The sequence below is a fragment of the Anaerotignum lactatifermentans genome, assembly GCF_014982935.1.
In the GTDB taxonomy this organism is placed as follows: Bacteria; Bacillota; Clostridia; order Lachnospirales; family Anaerotignaceae; genus Anaerotignum; species Anaerotignum lactatifermentans.
The window spans coordinates 25,409-46,098 of record NZ_JADCKK010000019.1 but is presented as its reverse complement, the minus strand read 5'-3'; the positions used below and the strand labels follow the sequence as shown (position 1 = coordinate 46,098).

Annotated in this window: 23 protein-coding genes; 22 read left to right on the top strand and 1 reads right to left on the bottom strand. The window is 40.5% G+C overall.

Features of this window, described 5'->3' with window-relative positions; translation table 11 throughout:
- Nucleotides 1–202: 202 nt before the first annotated feature.
- Entirely contained in the window at nucleotides 203–868 is a 666-nt protein-coding gene (locus tag INF29_RS06795) for a GntR family transcriptional regulator (protein ID WP_193485459.1), read from the bottom strand.
- Nucleotides 869–1,951: 1,083 nt separating this feature from the next.
- Between INF29_RS06795 and brnQ the strand changes: the two genes are divergently transcribed.
- The 22 genes from brnQ (at nucleotide 1,952) to INF29_RS06690 (ending at nucleotide 20,640) form a co-directional block, all read left to right on the top strand.
- Nucleotides 1,952–3,232, top strand: coding sequence for a branched-chain amino acid transport system II carrier protein (brnQ, locus tag INF29_RS06790; protein ID WP_193485457.1), 1,281 nt, complete (start codon nucleotides 1,952–1,954; stop codon nucleotides 3,230–3,232).
- An 80-nt stretch (nucleotides 3,233–3,312) separates the two neighbouring features.
- A complete protein-coding gene (gene iorA / locus INF29_RS06785; RefSeq protein WP_193485455.1) occupies nucleotides 3,313–5,091 on the top strand; it encodes an indolepyruvate ferredoxin oxidoreductase subunit alpha in 1,779 nt (592 codons plus the stop codon).
- A gap of 4 nt (nucleotides 5,092–5,095) precedes the next feature.
- A complete protein-coding gene (locus INF29_RS06780) occupies nucleotides 5,096–5,680 on the top strand; it encodes an indolepyruvate oxidoreductase subunit beta (RefSeq protein WP_193485453.1) in 585 nt (194 codons plus the stop codon).
- A 50-nt stretch (nucleotides 5,681–5,730) separates the two neighbouring features.
- Entirely contained in the window at nucleotides 5,731–6,912 is a 1,182-nt protein-coding gene (locus INF29_RS06775) for a pyridoxal phosphate-dependent aminotransferase (RefSeq protein ID WP_193485451.1), read from the top strand.
- 41 nt (nucleotides 6,913–6,953) lie between these two features.
- The gene (gene iorA, locus INF29_RS06770; protein WP_193485449.1) at nucleotides 6,954–8,732 is read left to right on the top strand and encodes an indolepyruvate ferredoxin oxidoreductase subunit alpha; all 1,779 of its coding nucleotides are present in this window, start codon (nucleotides 6,954–6,956) and stop codon (nucleotides 8,730–8,732) included.
- Nucleotide 8,733: 1 nt separating this feature from the next.
- Nucleotides 8,734–9,306 carry an indolepyruvate oxidoreductase subunit beta gene (locus tag INF29_RS06765; RefSeq protein ID WP_072850967.1) on the top strand — a complete coding sequence of 191 codons (573 nt, stop codon included), beginning with the start codon at nucleotides 8,734–8,736 and terminating at the stop codon, nucleotides 9,304–9,306.
- 100 nt (nucleotides 9,307–9,406) lie between these two features.
- Nucleotides 9,407–10,744, top strand: a complete 1,338-nt coding sequence (locus INF29_RS06760) for an acetyl-CoA hydrolase/transferase family protein (RefSeq protein WP_072850965.1) — start codon at nucleotides 9,407–9,409, stop codon at nucleotides 10,742–10,744.
- An 11-nt stretch (nucleotides 10,745–10,755) separates the two neighbouring features.
- The gene (locus tag INF29_RS06755) at nucleotides 10,756–11,964 is read left to right on the top strand and encodes an MFS transporter (RefSeq protein WP_072850963.1); all 1,209 of its coding nucleotides are present in this window, start codon (nucleotides 10,756–10,758) and stop codon (nucleotides 11,962–11,964) included.
- A 248-nt stretch (nucleotides 11,965–12,212) separates the two neighbouring features.
- Complete coding sequence (locus tag INF29_RS06750; RefSeq protein WP_193485447.1) at nucleotides 12,213–12,716, top strand: flavodoxin; 504 nt, start codon at nucleotides 12,213–12,215, stop codon at nucleotides 12,714–12,716.
- A gap of 13 nt (nucleotides 12,717–12,729) precedes the next feature.
- Complete coding sequence (locus INF29_RS06745; RefSeq protein ID WP_193485445.1) at nucleotides 12,730–13,149, top strand: cupin domain-containing protein; 420 nt, start codon at nucleotides 12,730–12,732, stop codon at nucleotides 13,147–13,149.
- Between the two features lie 5 nt (nucleotides 13,150–13,154).
- Nucleotides 13,155–13,484, top strand: a complete 330-nt coding sequence (locus tag INF29_RS06740) for a carboxymuconolactone decarboxylase family protein (RefSeq protein WP_072850955.1) — start codon at nucleotides 13,155–13,157, stop codon at nucleotides 13,482–13,484.
- Nucleotides 13,481–14,017 carry a flavodoxin family protein gene (locus tag INF29_RS06735; RefSeq protein ID WP_193485443.1) on the top strand — a complete coding sequence of 179 codons (537 nt, stop codon included), beginning with the start codon at nucleotides 13,481–13,483 and terminating at the stop codon, nucleotides 14,015–14,017. Before INF29_RS06740 ends, INF29_RS06735 begins: the two co-directional genes overlap by 4 nt.
- Complete coding sequence (locus tag INF29_RS06730) at nucleotides 14,014–14,409, top strand: SDR family NAD(P)-dependent oxidoreductase (RefSeq protein ID WP_330608306.1); 396 nt, start codon at nucleotides 14,014–14,016, stop codon at nucleotides 14,407–14,409. The genes INF29_RS06735 and INF29_RS06730 overlap by 4 nt, the downstream gene beginning before the upstream one ends.
- Nucleotides 14,324–14,608, top strand: coding sequence for an SDR family oxidoreductase (locus tag INF29_RS15065; protein ID WP_330608305.1), 285 nt, complete (start codon nucleotides 14,324–14,326; stop codon nucleotides 14,606–14,608). Before INF29_RS06730 ends, INF29_RS15065 begins: the two co-directional genes overlap by 86 nt.
- A gap of 29 nt (nucleotides 14,609–14,637) precedes the next feature.
- On the top strand, nucleotides 14,638–15,630 hold the full coding sequence (locus tag INF29_RS06725; protein ID WP_193485441.1) for an alpha/beta hydrolase: 993 nt from the start codon (nucleotides 14,638–14,640) through the stop codon (nucleotides 15,628–15,630).
- A 307-nt stretch (nucleotides 15,631–15,937) separates the two neighbouring features.
- The gene (locus INF29_RS06720; RefSeq protein WP_193485440.1) at nucleotides 15,938–16,768 is read left to right on the top strand and encodes a DUF2262 domain-containing protein; all 831 of its coding nucleotides are present in this window, start codon (nucleotides 15,938–15,940) and stop codon (nucleotides 16,766–16,768) included.
- A gap of 15 nt (nucleotides 16,769–16,783) precedes the next feature.
- Nucleotides 16,784–17,509 (top strand): DUF4241 domain-containing protein, encoded by a 726-nt coding sequence (locus INF29_RS06715; protein WP_193485438.1) that lies wholly within the window; start codon nucleotides 16,784–16,786, stop codon nucleotides 17,507–17,509.
- Between the two features lie 15 nt (nucleotides 17,510–17,524).
- Entirely contained in the window at nucleotides 17,525–17,851 is a 327-nt protein-coding gene (locus INF29_RS06710) for a DUF5713 family protein (protein WP_193485436.1), read from the top strand.
- Between the two features lie 5 nt (nucleotides 17,852–17,856).
- Complete coding sequence (locus INF29_RS06705; RefSeq protein ID WP_193485434.1) at nucleotides 17,857–18,210, top strand: hypothetical protein; 354 nt, start codon at nucleotides 17,857–17,859, stop codon at nucleotides 18,208–18,210.
- A 7-nt stretch (nucleotides 18,211–18,217) separates the two neighbouring features.
- Nucleotides 18,218–19,198, top strand: coding sequence for an NTF2 fold immunity protein (locus INF29_RS06700; RefSeq protein ID WP_193485433.1), 981 nt, complete (start codon nucleotides 18,218–18,220; stop codon nucleotides 19,196–19,198).
- 402 nt (nucleotides 19,199–19,600) lie between these two features.
- The gene (locus tag INF29_RS06695) at nucleotides 19,601–20,155 is read left to right on the top strand and encodes an RNA 2'-phosphotransferase (protein WP_193485431.1); all 555 of its coding nucleotides are present in this window, start codon (nucleotides 19,601–19,603) and stop codon (nucleotides 20,153–20,155) included.
- Nucleotides 20,156–20,289: 134 nt separating this feature from the next.
- Nucleotides 20,290–20,640 carry a DUF6547 family protein gene (locus INF29_RS06690; RefSeq protein ID WP_193485429.1) on the top strand — a complete coding sequence of 117 codons (351 nt, stop codon included), beginning with the start codon at nucleotides 20,290–20,292 and terminating at the stop codon, nucleotides 20,638–20,640.
- Nucleotides 20,641–20,690 lie beyond the last annotated feature (50 nt).

The following is a 20,690-nucleotide window of genomic DNA, read 5'->3' as shown; positions in this document are numbered from 1 at the left end:
GCATCGTTTCTACCACCAGTTGCTTGAATTCTGGTGTATATCGTTTATTTGGTACTCCTTTTGGCATAAAAATCACCCCACTTGTTATTCAGTATATCATACTGTCTAACAAATGGGGTGCAGTTCAGCATTGCAAAGATTCCAGCTTTTTTTATTTTCTCGTGAAGAAGCCACACGAGGGTAGATTTTATTGTTCGTTATTTTATACTTTGTCTGATTTTTTAACACAATCATGAAGATACATGATATGTTCTGCACGGTTGTTATAATGCTTGCTCAAAAGTTCTTCTGCTTTTGACACATCATTTGCTTCGATTGCTTCCAGAATTTCTCTGTGTTCTTCGATATTCCGTTCTCTATGGGAGATCTGGTCATACGTTATAGACAAAGTCAGTAAGGTGATAACAACGTCATATGTTTTTTCCAGCATAGGATTATCAGCAGCAATGATGAAAGACCATTCGAAATCCATTGATGCAGCAACATAGTCATTGCTGTTGGAAGCGTCATACATTTCCTGCTGTTTTTCAAAGGCTTTGCGAAGTTTGGAAATCAAAATCGGCATTTTTCCGTTATCACGGCAAACTTTAAAAGCACCCAGTAAATGAATGAGCACAACAGAGCACAAATCATTGATCAGCTTCTCATTCAAATCTGTGACATGATATTTCTGATTGGAATTGATGGTAATCAGTCGCTCTGTTTCCAATTGAGATAAGGCTTCTCGGATAGGGGTGTTGCTGATACCAAGTTCTTTTGACAGATGCACAATGTTAATAGGCTCACCCAAAGAATATTCTCTGGATAATATTCTGTTTTTGATGATTTCATACACCTGATCTCTCATTGAAATTCGTTTGAGTGTCATAAGACAAATCCTCCATCTATGTGTTATTCATGCTGTAATCATTTTCGCAATAATCATACATTATAAAAAAAGAGTTGTCATTCTTTCACATAAAATAACAACTGTAATATTATAGGTGTGATAATTTTTCTATAAATATAAAATTTATATTAAAAGTATACACCTGGAAAGGAAAAATCGTCAAGATGAATATACCACAAATTGTGGAAAAACAGAAGAAACTACAGTAATTCCTCTATTTTTATGCCTGTATATTTTTAAAATCAGAACAATCTATCATGCATGAAATATTTTTCGTACATACATTATGGAATACAGAAAATCAGACAAGAAAAAGAACAAATTTCTCTATTTTAGAGAATCAAGGAATCAAGCAAAAGCGCTTTTTGTAAAAAGTAAATTTAATATTTAGCGAATTACTTTCGACTAAAATGAAGTGGATACGGCTCATTTTTCAAGTAAAATAGGGGGTTATGGCTTGGCTAAAGTTTTTATCATATTACTTCTATGGAGGGGAATAAGATATAACACGATAAAAGTGTGCACAATGCCTAGTAGAGTTACTTGGAAAATAGTTATAAATAGAACGCAAATTTTGCTTGTTTTTATTGCAAAAAAACCAAAAAAATGGGATAATTCTATGTAGGTTGTTGTCATATTTATGAAAATAACCGAATTCCTATTTTTTTGCGCGCAAATATCGTTTTTTCTGTCTGTTATTACCTAAAAAAATTAAAATTAGACTCAAATTTAAAAATATCAACAAAAACATTGACAGATTGTATAAAATCATGTACTATATAGTCAAAAGTGCACTGTGCATAGTTTGAGATAGTACAAAAAAGGTAGGTGCAGGGTGTTTGTGAAAAAGTTATGTAATATCGTGTAAATTCCGTAAGGTTTTATATCATTTAGATACTGCTTGTATCTGAACGGAAAATATGGATCGTGCAAAAAAAGAGGAGAAAACATCGTATTAGTGGTTGGATTACGATGCTACTTAAAAAAAGAGGAAGGAGGAAAGAAAGTTAGAAATGTTACCGGATTTATAACTGTAATAATGTATGGAAGGGAGAATGTGTAATGAATAATCTTAAGGGTAAAGACATCATGGCGGTTGGCTTAACAATGTTTGCGATTTTCTTTGGCGCAGGCAACTTGATATTTCCGCCCTATTTGGGGAGAATGACAGGCGCGGAATGGTTCCTGGGATTCTTTTTCTTCTTCATTGTCGATATCGGTGTTTCCATGATCGCAATTTTTGCTACCATTCGAAGCAACGATTTGTCCATGACTGGTATTCCCAGCAGATTGGGGAAAAAGATGGCAACCGTTGTAGCAATCATCATTGCTACCTGTCTTGCACCTTGCTTGGCTGTACCCAGAACTGCTGCAACAACATTTGAAATGGGCTGGTCACAGATGTTTCCCAGCTTAAGCATTTGGGTTTTCAGCTTTATCTTCTTTGCAATTGTTTGTTTCCTGACAATTCGTCCATCCAAGGTCGTTGATATCGTAGGTAATTATCTGACACCTATTCTTGTAATTTGTGTACTTGTACTGATTGTTCTTGGTATTGTAGATCCCATTGGTCCCATTGCAGAAGAATCTACAGTAGTAACAATCAAAGAAGGTATCATCAATGGTTATCAGACAATGGACCCTCTGGGCGTTGGCTTGATCATCGTAGCAATCATGGGTGCAGTAACTGAAAAAGGTTATGCAACAAAAGATGTACAGGGTCGTCTGCTGGCAAGAGCAGCCCTGCTGGCCGGAATTTTGCTGTTCGTTATCTATGGTGGTTTGACACACCTTGGCGCTACTGTTTCTTCTGGCAGTTATGAAGATTACAACCAGGCAGCACTGCTGGTAGCAATCACAGAAGAATTGTTGGGCACATGGGGCGTTATCATGATGGCAGTTATCGTATTGTTCGCATGTTTGACAACTGCAATTGGTCTGACATCTGGTTTTGCAGGTACACTGGAAAAACTGACAAACGGCAGATGCAAATACAAAACAGTCGTAATTGTAATGTCCGTATTCTCCTTCGTAGTATCTAATGCTGGTATCGACAAAATCATCAGCGTAGCAGCACCTATTCTGTCTGTAATCTTCCCTTGCTTCATCACAATGTCCGTATTGATGTTCTTTGGGAAATATATCAAAAATGACAACGTAATCAGAGTGGCAACACTGTTCGCATTCGTAATCAGCTTGTCTGAAGTTCTGGCTGGTTTTGGTCTGCCTCTGACATATACTCAGTATCTGCCACTGCATGAATATTCTCTGGGATGGATTCTGCCTGCAGTCATCGGCGGTATCATCGGTAAATTCATTCCCTGTAAGCAAAGTGAAGCGTAAGGAAAAATCATTCCATCGTCAAAAAATGTAAAAGTACATCATGACATATGACACAACCAAAGCAGATAAGGAGGATAGTTATGAAAAAACTGATGACAGGTAACGAAGCTCTGGTGCAGGGCGCATGGGAAGCCGGCGTATTAGTTGCTTCCGCATATCCGGGCACCCCTTCCACAGAAATTATCGAAAATATGTCTGCACGGAAGGAAGTTTACTCCGAATGGGCACCCAACGAAAAGGTAGCAATGGAAGCTGCCATCGGTGCATCTATCGCAGGTGTAAGAAGTTTAGCAGCAATGAAGCATGTAGGCTTGAATGTTGCTGCAGATCCTCTGTTTACATTTGTTTATACTGGTGTAAATGGCGGTATGGTTGTTGTAACTGCCGATGAACCTGGACAGCATTCTTCTCAGAATGAACAGGACAACAGAAATTATGCACGAGCTGCAATGATTCCCATGATGGAACCTGCAACAAGTGCAGAAGCAAGAGATTTCATGAAAGAAGCTTACGAAATTTCTGAGCGTTTTGATACACCGGTACTCATGAGAATGACCACAAGAGCTTGTCATTCCAAAGGTCTGGTGGACTGCGTCGATAGAGTGGAAAAAGCTCCTGTAAAACCTTATGAAAAAAATGCGAAGAAATATGTAATGGTTCCTGCCAATACAAAGGTACGCAGAGTGGAACTGGCAGAAAGGCTGAAAAAGTTAGAAGAATTCTCCGAACAGACACCGCTGAACTTTGTGGAAGACAATGGAAGCAAAGTTGGTGTGATTACTTCTGGTATGTGTTACTGTTTTGCAAAAGAAGTTTTTGGCGATGATGTAAACTATTTGAAATTGGGCTTTACATATCCACTGCCTCAGAAAAAAATCGCAGAATTCTGCAAAGGTTTAGATACGATCTATGTAATCGAAGAAAATGATCCGCTGATCGAAGCAGAAGTACAGAGACTTGGCTTTGAACCAAAAGGCAAAAATACATTCCCCGCTTATGACGAACTGACATCCGATGTAATTCGCAGATGTGTTCATGGCGAAGAATTTGAAACCATTGATTATGACAAAGCAAAAGTTGTTCCCAGACCCCCCGCACTGTGTGCAGGATGTCCCCATAGAGGTTTCTTCTATGAACTGGGCAAGAGAAAGAATGTCATGGTAACAGGTGATATCGGCTGTTATACACTGGGCTTTGCAGAACCTTACAACGCAATTGATTCCTGCGTATGTATGGGTGCAGCTTTCTCCATAGGTCATGGTGCTGCGAAAGCTTTCGAACAGAAGGGCGAAGATACGAGAGTGGTTGGTGTCATGGGTGACTCCACATTCTTCCATACAGGTATCAACTCCCTGACAGAATGTCTGTACAACAATTCCAAGACCGTCAGTGTTATTCTCGACAACAGAATCACTGGTATGACAGGTCATCAGGAAAACCCTGGTTCCGGCAAACACGCAGATGGCAGTGATGCAACAGCAATCGACATTGAAACCATATGTAGAGCATTGGGAGCAAAAAATATCAGAACCATCGACCCCAACAATCTGACACTCATGAGAGAAACACTGGATTGGACTCTTGGTCTGGATGAACCTTCTGTAATCATCACAAAATGGCCTTGCGTTCTGAAGAAATTCAGCGAAGACGATAAAGCGAAATTCCCTACAGCATACAAGACCAAAGACGTTGTAGACACAGATAAATGTATTGGCTGTAAGCTGTGCCTGAAGACAGGCTGTCCCGCTCTTTACATTGACAGAGAAACCAAAAAAGCTGGTATCGATTCTCTGCAGTGTGTAGGCTGCGGCGTATGTGAACAGGTATGTCCGAAACAGGCAATCGGAAAGGAGCGCTAAGAAGATGAGTGATAAAAAAACAAAAAACATTTTGCTGGTTGGCGTAGGCGGTCAGGGTACCATCCTTGCTTCTAAGCTCCTGACACTGGGTCTGATGGAAGAGGGATATGATGTAAAAATGAGTGAGATCCACGGTATGAGCCAAAGGGGCGGCAGCGTATCTTCTCAGGTAAGATATGGTGAAAAAGTTTGGTCTCCCGTTATTGAAAAAGGCTCCGCGGATATGATCGTATCTTTTGAAAAAATGGAAGCTCTGAGATGGCTGGAATACCTGAAAAAAGATGGCAAAGTTGTTGTCAACAATCACGAAATGATGCCGATGCCCGTCATCATGGGTAAGGCGGATTATTCTCCAGATATCATTAAAGAAATGCAGGATAACTGCAAAGACGTTACGGTTGTTAACGCAACAGAAGAAGCAGTCAAACTTGGCAATGGCAAAGTAATGAATATCATCCTCCTTGGCACCATCATCAAAGCCATGGGTCTGGAAGATATCAACTGGAATAAGATTGTCAGTGAAAATGTGAAACCTGCATTTGTAGAAGATAACCTGAAGGCAATTCAAGTGGGTATGAGCCTTGTGTAATACCTGCAAAAGATAAAGTAACTGCAACAAAAGAGAATGGAGGCTGAAATATGTATAATCAGTATTTTTATGGCCTTGGTAGTGCGAAATCCTGTATTCGCGAATTGTTTGAATACGGTTTGCAGCAGGCAGCAGTAGTGGGTAAGGAAAACGTTTTCGATTTCTCTCTGGGCAATCCCAGTATTCCTGCTCCTCCAGCTGTAAACGAAGCTGCAATTGATATTATCAAGAATGAAGATAGTCTGCTGGTTCATGGATATAGCAGCGCACCTGGCTTTGCTGATGCAAGAGATGCGGTTGCAAAAGAACTGGCAGAACGTACAGGAACAGAAATTCATGGCGCAGACCTGTATTTCACCTGTGGTGCAGCACCTGCGCTGATTGCAGTGTGCAAAGCACTGAATATCGACAGCAATACAGAAATTCTGGCAGTTGCACCGTTCTTCCCTGAATATCGTCCTTTTGTTGAAAGTACCGGCAGCAAGTTCGTATATGTACCTGCCGATACAGAAAACTTCCAGATTGATCTGAAAACATTAGAAGCAATGATCAATGAACATACACAGGCAGTGATCATTAACTCTCCCAACAACCCCTCCGGCGTTGTATTCAGCAGAGAAACACTGGAAAAAGTGGCAGCGATCCTGACAAAGAAGAGTGAAGAACTTGGTAGACCTGTATATCTGATTTCCGATGAACCTTATCGTGAACTGGTATATGATGGTGTAGAAGTGCCTTGGATTCCTTCTATCTACAAAGATACACTCGTATGCTATTCTTATTCCAAATCTCTGTCTCTGCCCGGCGAACGTATCGGTTATGTATATGTTCCCGAAAAAATGACAGATGCAAAAGAAATGTTTGCTGCAATCGCAGGGGCATCCAGAGTGATTGGTCATGTTTGTCCTCCGACACTGATTCAGCGTGTAGTTGCTCGCTGTGCATATGAAAAACCTGACCTGGAAGCATACGATGTAAACCGGAAACTGCTTTACAATGGTCTGAAGAAAATCGGTTATGAATGTGCAAGTCCTGACGGTGCGTTCTATCTGTTTGTAAAAGCACCCGGCGGCGATGGAAAAGCTTTCTCTGAAAAATGTAAGCTGAAAAATCTGTTGGTCGTTCCTTCCGACGATTTCGGCGTAGAAGGTTATTTCAGACTGTGCTACTGCGTAGCAAAAGAAACAATCGAAAAATCCCTGCCGATTTTTGAAGAAGTATTCAACGCATAAAAATGTGTATTTATTATGGAATGGAAGAAGGAAATTGAAGTATGAAGAAATTAATGACAGGTAACGAAGCTTTGGTGAGAGGCGCTTGGGAAGCTGGCGTGAATTTTGCATCAGCTTACCCTGGTACTCCCAGTACAGAAATTCTGGAAAACATGTCCGGCTACAAAGAAGTGTATTCTGAATGGGCACCCAACGAAAAAGTAGCTCTGGAAGCAGCTGTTGGTGCATCTATCGCAGGTGCAAGAAGTATGGCTTCTATGAAACACGTTGGTTTGAACGTAGCGGCAGACCCTCTGTTCTCTTTTGTATATCAGGTCGTAAACGGCGGTATGGTTATTATTACAGCTGACGAACCCGGTCAGCATTCTTCTCAGAATGAACAGGATAACAGACATTATGCAAAAGCAGCAAAACTTGCTATGATGGAACCCTCCGATTCTCAGGAAGCAAAAGCATTCATGAAAGAAGCTTTTGAAATTTCTGAAAAACTGGATACTCCTATCCTGATGAGAATGACAACAAGACTTTGCCATTCCAAAGGTATCGTAGACTGCGGTGAAAGAGTAGAAGTTCCTGCAAAAAAATATGAAAAGAATATTGCAAAACATCTGAATCCTCCCGCAATTGCAAAAAAACAGAGAATCCTGCTGGAAGATAGACTGGTAAAACTGAAAGAATTCTCTGAAACAACACCTATGAACAGAATCGAAGACAATGGCAAAAAAGTCGGCGTTGTTGTTTCCGGTATGTGCTATTGCTATGCGAAAGAAGTTTTCGGTGATGATGTAAACTATCTGAAACTTGGTTTTACATATCCTCTGCCTTCTGACCTGATCAAAAAATTCTGCACAGGTCTGGATATTATCTATGTAATCGAAGAAAATGATCCTATTTTGGAAGAAGAAATCCAGAGACTTGGCTTCGATCCCAAAGGCAAAAACACATTCCCTGCATATGACGAACTGACACCTGACGTAATCAGAAAATGCGTATTCGGCAAAACATATGACAGCGTAGATTACGACAGAACAAAAGTAGTAGCTCGTCCACCCGCACTGTGCGCAGGCTGCCCTCACAGAGGTCTGTTCTATGAACTGGGCAAGAAAAAGAATGTATTGATTTCTGGTGACATCGGATGTTATACTCTGGGTTACGCAGATCCTTACAATGCAATGGACCTGAACCTGTGTATGGGCGCAAGCTTCTCCATGGGTCATGGCGCAGCTAAGAAATTCGAAATGTTCCACGAAGATATGAGAGTTGTATCTGTTTTGGGCGACTCCACATTCTTCCACACAGGTATGAACTCCCTGGTTGAATGTATTTACAATGGTTCTAAGACCGTAAATATCATTCTGGACAACAGAATCACAGGTATGACTGGTCATCAGGAAAACCCTGGTACAGGTAAACATGCTGACGGCAGCGATGCAACAGAACTGGATATCGAAACAGTATGCAGATCTCTGGGCACGAAAAACATCAGAACAATCAACCCCAACAACCTGCAGCTGGTAAGAGAAACCTTGGATTGGGCACTTTCTCTGGACGAACCTTCTGTTATCATCACAAAATACCCTTGCGTATTGAAGAAATTCAGCGAAGAAGATAAAGCAAAATTCCCTGAAGCATATAAAACAAAGAACATTGTTGACAAAGACAAATGTATCGGATGTAAGATGTGCTTGAAGAGCGGATGCCCTGCTTTGTTCCTGAACAGAGATGATAAGAAAGCAGAAATCGATCCTCTGCAGTGCGTAGGCTGTGATGTATGCCAGCAGATTTGTCCTAAGAATGCAATCGGAAAGGTGGAGAAATAAGATGACAAAGAGTGTATTATTGGTTGGTGTAGGTGGTCAGGGTACTATCCTTGCTTCTAAACTTTTGACATTGGGCCTGATGGAAGAAGGCTATGACGTAAAAATGAGTGAAATCCACGGCATGAGCCAGAGAGGCGGTAGCGTTTCTTCTCAGGTTAGATATGGTGATAAAGTTTGGTCTCCCGTTATTGAAAAAGGTTCCGCGGACATGATCGTGTCTTTCGAAAAAATGGAAGCACTGAGATGGCTGGAATACCTGAAAAAAGACGGTAAAGTTGTTGTCAACGATCATGAAATGATGCCCATGCCCGTTATTATGGGGAAAGCTGATTATGCAGCTGACATCATTGATGAAATCAAAAAAGCATGCCACGATGTAACTGTTGTAAACGCAACAGAAGAAGCAGTGAAACTGGGCAACGGCAAAGTTATGAACATCATCCTGCTGGGCACAATCATCAAGGCTATGAAACTGGACAACATCGATTGGGACAGAATCGTAAGAGAAAACGTAAAACCTGCTTTTGTTGAAGACAACCTGAAAGCAATCAAAGTAGGTATGGATTTGGTATAACAGGAAATACTGACTCTAGGTAAATAAAGTAGGCGAATCTCAGCAATACAACCGCTGGGATTCGCTGTTTCTAAAATTTCTAGGAAATGAGTGTTGAATTATGAATGTATATGAAGAATACAAAAAGAAACTGGTATCTGCTGAAGAAGCAGTAAAAATTGTTAAAAGTGGTGATTGGGTAGACTACAGCCAGACCTGCTCTTTCCCAGAAGATTTGGACGCTGCCCTTGCAGCACGCAGAGATGAACTGGAAGATGTCAACGTAAGAAATGCCATCAGCATGAAACCTGTTCAGGTTGTAGAACAGGATCCTGACCAGAAAGCATTTACTTATAACCTGTGGCATTGCTCCGGTATCGACAGAAAATATGTAGATCAGGGGAGAGCTTTCTATTCTCCTATGCTTTTCAGAAATTGCGGTTCCTACTATACAAGAGGCTATGCACCCGTTAACGTGGCTATGATTACCGTAGCACCCATGGACAAAAACGGTTATTTCAGCTACGGTCTGACAAACTGCTGTATGCAGGAAATGCTGGACGCTGCTGATCATATCATTTTGGAAGTAAACCCCAATATGCCTTTTGTTTTTGGTATGGAATGTGACCATATCCATATTTCTGAAGTTGACTACGTTGTAGAAAGCACAAAACCTCTGGGTATTGCTCCCGGCGGTGCACCTTCTGAAATAGATAAAAAAATTGCGGGAAATATTTTCCCTTACCTGTATGATGGTATCACACTGCAGATTGGTATTGGCGGCATGCCCAACGCTTTGGGTGGTCTGATTGCTGATTCCGACCTGAAAGATCTGGGTATGCACACAGAACTGATGAGTGATGGCTACCTGAAACTGTATCAGGCTGGCAAAATCACAAATAAGAAAAAACTGCTGAACCGCGGTAAAGGTGTATTCTCCATCTGTAATGGTTCCACAGACCTGTATGAATTCCTGGATCACAACATTGATATTATGTCTGCACCTATGAGATACGTAAACAATCCTGAAACCATCAGACAGCTGGACCATTTTGTATCCATCAACGGTTGTGTTTCTATGGACCTGTATGGTCAGGTTTGCTCCGAAACATCCGGCACAAGACATATCAGTGGTACAGGTGGACAGCTGGACTTCGTAACAGGTGCTTATGCTGCTGAACATGGACAGGCATTCCTGGCAATGTCTTCCACATTCAAAGACAAACAGGGAGAAGTGCATTCTCGTATTCTGCCTAAATTTACAGCAGGCGATGTAATCACAACACCTAGAACACAGGCACCTAGAATGGTAACAGAATATGGTGTTGCACAATTGTCTGGCTTGGCAACATGGCAGAGAGCCGAAGCTATCATCTCCATTGCCCATCCTGATTTCCGTGATGAATTGATTAAAGCAGCTGAAGAACAGAAGATTTGGCGGAGATCCAACAAGCGATAGGAGGAAAACCTATGGGTGCAAGTGTAAATCGTTGGATAAAGCTGATCGCGGGGACGTTCATGTTATTGTTCCTCGGTTTGCTTTATGCATGGTCTATTTTCAATGCTCCATTCAAAAGTGTCTATGAAAGTTGGACAGTTTCACAATTGTCTATGACATTTACGATTTCCATGATTTTCTTTTGCCTGAGTGCATTCGTGGCAGGGAATCTTGCGAAAAAAATCAGCACACAAAATATTCTGCGGATTGCAGCAGTTATGCTTTTTGTTGGATTCTTCGGGGTATCTATGCTTAATCCTGAAGATTCCGCTACAAGCTTGATTCTTCTGTATATCCTCTATGGGTTCCTGTGCGGCAGCGGTGTTGGTATGGGATATAATGCCATTATCAGTACGGTCAACAAAAGCTTTGCAGACAGAGCAGGCTTGGCATCTGGTGTCATGCTGCTGGGCTTTGGTCTGGGCGGTATTGTATTAGGCGGCACTGTTGGTAGTGTTATTGAAAAGATCGGCTTATTTCCAACATTCAGAATCTTAGGTATACTCATTGCAGTTGTTTTGTTTGTTGGATCAATATTCATCACACCACCTCCTGTGGAACCCGGAAAAACAGTTGAACAGAAAAAGCCCGATGACTTTGGTTATACAGCAAGTGAAATGATCCGGGAAAAATCCTTCTGGATATTCGTTGTTTGGACCATTCTGTTGAATTCTGCCAGCCTTCTGGTAATCAACAGCGCAGCAACAATTGCAGTTTCCTTTGGCATTCCTGCTGTTTTGGGGCTTATTGTTTCTCTGTTCAATGGTATCGGACGTGTTATTCATGGCGCATTCTTTGACCGTTTTAAAGAAAAGAAATCTACCTTGTTGAATACAAGCTTCGTGCTTTGTGCAGGTATTTTGTTAACATTAGGTGCGTTCTTTAACGCTGCGCCATTCATCCTGTTGGGTCTGATCTTCAGTGGTCTTGGATATGGCGGTACACCAACATTGGCGTCCACTGTAATTCTGGATCGCTTTGGACCCAAAAACTATGCTGTTAACTTCAGTATTGCCAACTTTTCTCTGGCACCGGCAGCAATCATTGGTCCAATGATTTCCAGTGTTCTGATTGAAAAATCCGGCGGTGCGTATAACAGTACATTTTGGATGATTATCATTCTTGCGGCTGTGGCAATGGTTTTGAGATTGTTTTTGAAAGAGCAGCATGCTCACAAATAACTGTCGATCAAAATAACCTCCAAAATAATGACATACTGTACATGACAAAAGAACGTTAATATTGCAAAAGAGATGTTCCTAAAATACTTCAAAATTATTGAAGCAGCCAAAGGATGTGGCTTGCCATCTGTTCATTGCGGATGGCAAGCCTTTTTAATTTACAAAACAAAAATAGCCAGAATCCAAAAATTGAACTGCACCCCATTTGTTAGACAGTATGATATACTGAATAACAAGGAGGGAACAAGATGGGAAAAAAGTTGATTGCTTTTTATTCAAGAGCTGATGAAAATTATGTAAGCGGCATGCTGAGAAATTTGACAGTAGGAAATACAGAAGTGGCAGCAGGCATTCTGCAGGAATTGACAGATGCGGATTTGTTCAAGATTGAGCAGGTGCAGCCTTATGCGAAAGGCTACAATCAGTGTATCGCGCAGGCACAGGAAGACCAGAAACGAGATGCCCGTCCTGAATTAAAGGCATATCCTGAAAGCATTGATGCCTATGATACCATTTATCTTGGTTTCCCCAATTACTGGAGTACCATGCCCATGGCTGTCTTTACCTTTTTGGAACATTTTGATTTTAACGGAAAAACCATCAAACCTTTCTGCACACATGAAGGAAGTGGAATGGGACGGAGTGAAAAGGACATCAAACGCTTATGCCCCAATGCAAAAGTGGAAAAAGGGTTGGCAATTTACGGCAGCAGTGTGAGCCGTTCCAGAAAAGATTTTGAAAAATGGATATAAGGAGGAATGAAGCATGAAACCAGAAGAAATGAGCGTATTTCCCGTAGGGGAACCGAATGATGCATACGCAAAATATTTTGTTGGTCAGAGCTATTTGAATATGCTTTCTACGGAACAGGTAGTGGTAGGCAATGTAACATTTGAACCGAGATGCCGCAATAACTGGCACATCCATCATGCAGACAAAGGCGGCGGACAGATGCTGCTGGTAACTGCCGGAGAAGGTTGGTATCAGGAATGGGGTCAGAAACCCGTGAAACTTCATCCGGGCAGCGTTGTACACATTCCAACTGGTGTAAAACATTGGCATGGTGCAGCAGCAGATTCCTGGTTCCAGCATCTGGCAATTGAAGTGCCTGGGGAAAATTGCAGCAACGAATGGTGTGAACCTGTTTCAGATGAAGCATATGCAAAATTGGAAGAAGAGGTGTAAAGATTATGGCAAAAGTAACAGCAGGCAGAGATGAACTGGGTGCATTCGCACCTAAATTTGCGGAATTAAATGATGATGTTCTTTTCGGTCAGGTGTGGTCCAGAGAAGAACAGTTATCTGCAAGAGATAGAAGTATTGTAACGGTAACAGCACTGATGGCAAGCGGTATTCTGGATTCTTCTTTGAAATTCCACTTACAGAATGCAAAAAATCACGGCGTAACAGCAGAAGAAATGGCAGAAATTTTGACACATGCTGCCTTTTATGCAGGATGGCCAAAGGCATGGGCAGCATTCCGTATGGCAAAAGAAGTTTGGGAGGATGCAGATAAATGAAAAACGTATTGATTATTTCAGCAAGTCCGAGAAAACATGGCAATTCTGATACACTTTGCGATTACTTTGCAAAAGGTGCACAGGAAAGCGGCAATCACGTAGAAAAGGTTTTTCTGGCAGAAAAGAATATTGGCTATTGTACCGGATGTGGTGTTTGTAATGAAACACATCTTTGTGTGCAGAAGGATGATATGAAAGAAATTTTGGATAAAATGGTAACAGCAGATGTCATTGTATTTGCAACACCTGTTTACTTTTATTCCATGAACGGGAGAATGAAAAACTTTATTGACAGAACCGTTCCCAGATACACAGAAATCACAAACAAGGACTTTTATTTCATCATGACCGCAGCTGATACAGACAAAGCAAATCTGGCGCGTACCATGGAAGCATTCCGTGGATTTACAGAAGACTGTCTGGAAGGAACCAAAGAAGCAGGCATCATCTATGGAACAGGTGCATGGCATAAGGGTGAAATCGAACAGACACCTGCATGTAAAGAAGCCTATGAAATGGGGAAATCCTTATGATGAAAAAGAATGTAATGCTCTGGGTAGGTGCAGGGCAGATTGGTATGGCAATTGCTCGCAGAATGGGTTATGGTATGAAAATCATTGTAGGGGATAAGAAGCTGGAAAATGCAGTGAAAACAGCGGAAATTATGAATCAAGCAGGATTTGATGTTGTTCCGCTTGAAATGGATTTATCATCAAAGGAATCAATTTGTTCCATGCTTGCGGAAGGTCAGAAATACGGCCCTATCAAAGTGCTGGTCAATGCTGCAGGTGTTTCTCCCAGTCAAGCGTCCATCAAGACCATTTTACAGGTAGATTTATATGGCACAGGCTGTAGAGTGGGGAAAACGTGGGGCAAGACTCAATGCCATTGCTCCTGGCATTATTGTAACACCTTTGGCTCTTGATGAATTTAAAGGTGTTAGAGGAGATTTTTATAAAAATATGTTTAAAAACTGTCCTGCTGGTAGACCTGGAACCGCTGACGAAATTGCCAATATTGCAGAATTATTAATGAGCGACCGTGGTTCATTTATCACAGGTTCTACTTTTTTAGCTGATGGCGGCGCGACGGCAGCTTATTACTATGGTGATTTGAATAATTAAAAATTTTGTTCGTATAGGAAGGTGAAAATATGACGCAATTACACTTAACAGAAGAATGGGATAAAGTCTTTCCAAAAAGTGATAAAGTTACACATTCCAAAGTGACTTTTCATAACCGCTATGGAATCACACTTGTAGCAGACTTATATACGCCTGTAAATGCAACAGGAAAACTGCCAGCCATTGCTGTATGCGGACCTTTCGGCGCCGTAAAAGAACAGGCATCTGGTTTATATGCGCAAACTATGGCAGAACGGGGTTTTTTGACCATGGCATTCGATCCTTCTTTTACAGGAGAAAGTGGCGGTGAACCTAGATACATGGCTTCTCCTGATATCAATACAGAAGATTTTCAAGCAGCTGTGGACTTCCTGTCTGTTCAGGAAAATGTTGACCCTGAAAAAATTGGTATCATCGGCATTTGTGGATGGGGCGGCATGGCGCTGAATGCTGCAGCAATTGATACAAGAATTAAAGCAACAGTGACAGCAACCATGTATGATATGAGCCGCGTCAACGCCAACGGATATTTTGACTCCGAAAATAGTGAGGAGCAGCGCTTTGAAAAACGAAAGGCACTGAATCAGCAAAGAACAGAAGAATATAAAACAGGTGTTTACGTTCGCGGCGGCGGTGTAGTTGATCCTTTGCCAGAAGATGCTCCATTTTTTGTAAAAGATTATTATGATTACTATAAAACGGAACGAGGATATCATATCCGTTCTTTGAATTCCAATGATGGTTGGAATGTTACAGGTTGTATGTCTTTTCTGAATATGCCTATTTTACGCTACAGCAATGAAATTAGAAGCGCAGTGCTGATCGTTCATGGAGAAAAGGCACACTCTTGCTATTTCAGCAAAGATGCCTTTGCAGACATGGTAAAAGATAATGCTTATACGGAAAATAAAGAACTGATGATTATCCCAGACACTGTACATACGGATTTGTATGATGGTGGTGGAAAAAACGCCATTCCTTTTGATAAGATCACCGCATTTTTTCAGAAAAATTTGAAATAACTTAAAAAGTATATAATGCATTGATAGAAAAAGCTTTCTGTTTCAGAAAGCTTTTTTTGTAAAGGTTGTTTGGAAGTTGTTAAAAATGAATTTAGGAATCAGATTATTATAAAGTGCTCTTTACGTTTATTTAGCCATCATTTACAATAGATGTATATGAATGATGGACATTTGCTTTTCTAAAAACTAGTTACAAATAAGCTATAGACGAACTGCTGGTTTATAGAGAATGATTGCAATCAGAAACCATATCATTGATGCCTGAAATCCCTATATTTTGGGCTGCATTTTAAAGGAGATGTTTAAAATGAATGAGAAGTTTTATGAAAAATATTCCTCTGATGAACAGGAAGCATTTGTTTTGATACAGCAAACTCTTGGCGCAAGTCCTTTTGAGAATCAATGGGAAATGCTGACAACCACTCTTGGTATGGTGTTCTGTACAAATGGCAAAGTTGATACAAAAAGAGGACGTTTGAACTGGCTTATTACAGAAGAGGAACGCAGCAGTCAAAACACTTGGAACAGATTCAAAAAAGGACAGATTTGTCGTATGAAAGTTCGAAAGCTGCTGGATAAATATGTCCCTAAGAATGTCGCACCAGAAGAATTCAACGCTTGGTGTGTAGTTGATGTGTTGGAACAAAAGGTTTCCTGTCCACAGCTTGAGGAAGTTTGGGAAGCATATAATCAGCCTGTTATCATCGAGGATGAAGTGCTGGGAAAGCTGACATTGAATCGGGATTTCGAAATGTTCGAAGGTTCATTCCAGTGGAATGAAACAGAAATTTCGCTGGTGCTGGAAGTAGATGCGCAGGACCGGTCTACATGGAAAACTACCTGCAATACTGCCAGAAGTATGGTTTCAGAGCTGGAAACATGGGATCAGGACATGCGTGCTATTTCTGCAAAAGAGCTGACGAGCCTTGCCAATGAGTGGATGGAAGAAGATGATGAAAGTACTTCGCCCATTACAGAGAAAATCTTTGCAGAACGTATTTCACTGTCTGAACTTGCTTTTCCCTTTGAGGATGGATTTACTGCTTATTATGAGGATGATGATATGTTTTGGGGACATACCATTGAAGTTTCTGGTTCCTTGGAGCATGGAATAGAACGTGCCAACATTGTGGGATAAAAAGGAGGAAATGCAATGCCGCAAAAAGAATGGATGGAAAAATATGAAGCGATAAAAGAAAAATTAACCTGCAAAATTGATTTGGATGCTTATTTCACAGAAAAGATGATCAGAAAAACCCCAATAGATGTACTGGAAATTGGGGATGTGCCTTTTCCTACAGGTGCGATATTCGCATGTGATCCGTTGATTGAACTGGAGGATATGGAACCATTTATGCAGACCATTCCCTCAGGGATTTATCCAGTGAAAATCTGCGTGGTACCAAGTGAAAAATACGGTGATCGGTATGCCTGTGTAAAAGTAGAAATCAGTCATCAGAAACCTGTTCGTTATGAATTAGGAATGTTGGGGAATGAAAACTTGGATGATGAACTGGAAGAAGATGCCTTTTTTGGTTTTGGTGTGGACGCAGGCATGGGTTGTATTGCGGATGTGAAAGCACAAGAAGCTTTCAATGCGTATTGGGAACAGCGTCTAAAAGATGATCCGGACATAGACCCTTATAATAATCTGTTTTGCGATTTGTTAGAAGAAAACGCAAAAAAATATCCAAAGTATCAAAGAGAATATGGTGACTGGTTAAACTGGAATATTCCAAATACTGACTGCAATGTTCCTATTTTTGCATCTGGCTGGGGAGATGGCGCATACCCTTCTTATTTTGGCTATGATGCGGAAGGGAATGTTTGCAGTGTGTATATCCATTTTATTGATATTGCGCAAGAATACGACGAATAAGCGGTGATAGGAACTATGAAATTATTTGACACCAATTATAAACTTTTAGATGAGATGTATCAGGATGATTACTATCCAACTTTTTTGGTAGACAAAGTAAAAGACGAACTCCAGAAGGTCATTGCTTTGCTGGAAAGCGGTGAAACAGATGTAGAAGTTGTACAGGAAAAACTGGATGAAGCAGTCTGTGGTATCAATGACTTGCAGGAGGAATTTGACCAGAATGACAGTGAGATTGAAACAGTCGCACGAGACTGTATTGGAGTAACTGTGGCTTATATTTTGGAATGGTTTGCCATTCCCATTGATATAGAAGAGGCAATCCGAGAAAGGGATTGGTGAGAATCATGGCAGTTGAAGACATGTTTGGTGATTTACAAAAAATCGATATTCTTGCAGAAAAACGTGAAACCAATGAAGTTTTAATGGTTTTGGTCTGCAATGGCTTTATTGATGGTTCTCCTCAAACACAAAAAGCGCTGCTGGATAAGATGGAGGGTTACCTTAATCACACACAAAGTGAAGTATTCCAAGAAAAATATGCAGATTGGTCTGTTATTTTGCGCGTGACTTTTGATGAAGAACCAGACCAGCTCGTTATGTCGTTGCTCAATAAGTGTAAACCTTGGACAGATGACTATGCAGTAAAGCTGGAGTTTGAAATTGGAGGAAAACAGGTGCGCTTTGTGGAGCAAAGCTGACATCTCTATGAAAGGAAGAATTATAATGACAGAATTTCCCAAACGCGCACGAACCATACGGTGGGAAAATGATATTTTAATATTCGATGGAGAAAGAACTATAGAAATGCCGGAACTGACCATGGAAATCATGGAGAAGTTGGCAGATTATAAGCCAGTTGGATTTTATGTGAAAAACAATGCTCTGACGGATGAATTGTTGATGCCATTTATTGGCTCTAAAAATATGGTGAATTTCGGTGTGGAATATGGTCGATTAACAGATGTTTGTTTTTCTGTGTTTGCAACTATGCCAAAGTTGCGTTATCTGCTCCTTGATGGTAATCGCAGAATCACAGGAAGCAGTTTAAATGTAATGAAGGAATGTAAGATTGATCTGTTGACACTCAATCATACAGGTCTCAATGACAATGGTTTGTTGCAGGCGGCTTCTATTCCGAAACTTACACATATCCAGATAGACCATACGGCAGTTACATATGAAGGACTTTTGAATATTGCAAATCATCCTAGAATTGAGCCAGTTTCTAAAGAACAGTTCAATCAGGAACAGATGGAACATTTCTCAAAGCTTCAAAGAGAAAAGGCGAAAAAATCGGTAAAGCTGGATCAGCAGGCGGTGGAAGAATGTCAGAAGCTACTGAAAGATTTTTTTGAAGCCATGACAATATGGGAAAAGTATGTATCTCAAAAGGGCTTTGAGGATGAAGAGGTAAAACTGCAATTGATGAATATTTGGGAACAGTATGTCAGCGAAAAACCAAGATTAGGATACCGTCCTTTGGCACTTTCTTACAGCCCCGCAGGAACTTATAGCGAAGACATGTTTATAGATGCGGAACAGCTTACAAAGAATAAATTATATATTTATACCAAAACAAAAAGTGTGGGCTTTGAACGCCGTTTTCTCATGAAACGAATAGGTGAAAAATGGAAAATTGAGGCTTTGCAGGAACGGTTAGATGGCTGGCAGCGGATTGGATTATGATAGTCAAATCACGAAATTCATGAATCAATCTGGTATTAATCAACAAGAAAAGTTAATTGTAGGAGCATGGTATTATGGTGATCCCATTTAGGAGGGGCTATATAACAGAAAATTTCCACAAGAGAAAGATTGGTATTTTCAGGAAGCAATTGAAATACATATTGTCATTTGCATTTCAGCAATAAACATACATGAGAAACAGGATACAGACGTTGTAGTGTATATGAAGTCTCAATAGACATCATTGATCTTATGATTGCTATAAGAGTGTATGGATTAGTAAATGTGCAGAATTTTTTAGAAGATATAATTATTTTCAAATGATTGAACATGGAAGTGAAAGATATAAAGAGATGACAAAAGAAGTCATCAATGTTAGGAGAACATCGGGAGAAGATATATATGAGAGTAACAAATTCTGACTTAACAAAAATCAGCAAATATATCAGTTTGATTTTACGGCATAAGCCAGAGGTAATTGGGATTCAATTGGATGCCAATGGCTGGGCAAATGTGGAGGCACTTTTAGCAGGCATTGGCAGGAAATATCCCATTGATTTTGAGGTTTTAGAGGAAATTGTAAGAACTGACAACAAAGAGAGGTATTCCTTTAACGAAGATAAAACCAAGATTCGTGCAAATCAAGGACATTCCATTCAGGTCGATGTGGAGCTTTCTGTAACGGAGCCGCCGGAAATCTTGTATCACGGGACAGCGGAACGGTTTTCTGCTTCCATTGAGGCAAAAGGGTTACTTCCTGGAAACCGATTATATGTTCATTTGTCTCCTGATACAAAAACAGCAGAAAAAGTGGGACGCAGACATGGAAAACCAGTTATTTATCTGGTCAATGCAGGACAGATGCAGCAGGATGGATACACTTTTCTTCTATCCGCCAATGGTGTATGGCTGACAAAGATGGTTCCTGCACAATATCTGAAAAGGTTAGGAAAGTAAGGTATGATACATATTTATATTTCAAGGCAATCTGCACTAGGAACTGGCAGATATGATTATGACAGAAGGCAACTTTTGAAAATACAAAATCGAAATAAATTCTTAATTATAATGGAAAAACGAGGAAGATGTGTATGGGCAAAGAATTAGAATTATATAAAGCATTTATTGATGGTCTTGTGGAACAAAAGGATAATGTGACAGCAAAATGGGTTTTAGAAGGCGGTTTCCCTCATACAGAGGACAATCAGGCAAAAAATGAATTCCTTTCTTCTTTGACACTTGAACAAAAAAGTGTGTTGGCAGAGATGCTTCAGGAGGAACATATTGCTGGAATCCATGATACGCTGGCGTATATCAATGAAATGATGGATTTGGATGGGTTGGAACTTCATCAGGATGGAGAATCTTATCCCAATGATGCTTTTGAAAGCCTGCATTATGATTTTATCAGCAGATGTGAAGGAGACCAATGGCCGGAATAAATTTTATGATTTGAACAGAGTTTGTGATAGCGGAATAGGAGGTGCAGCAG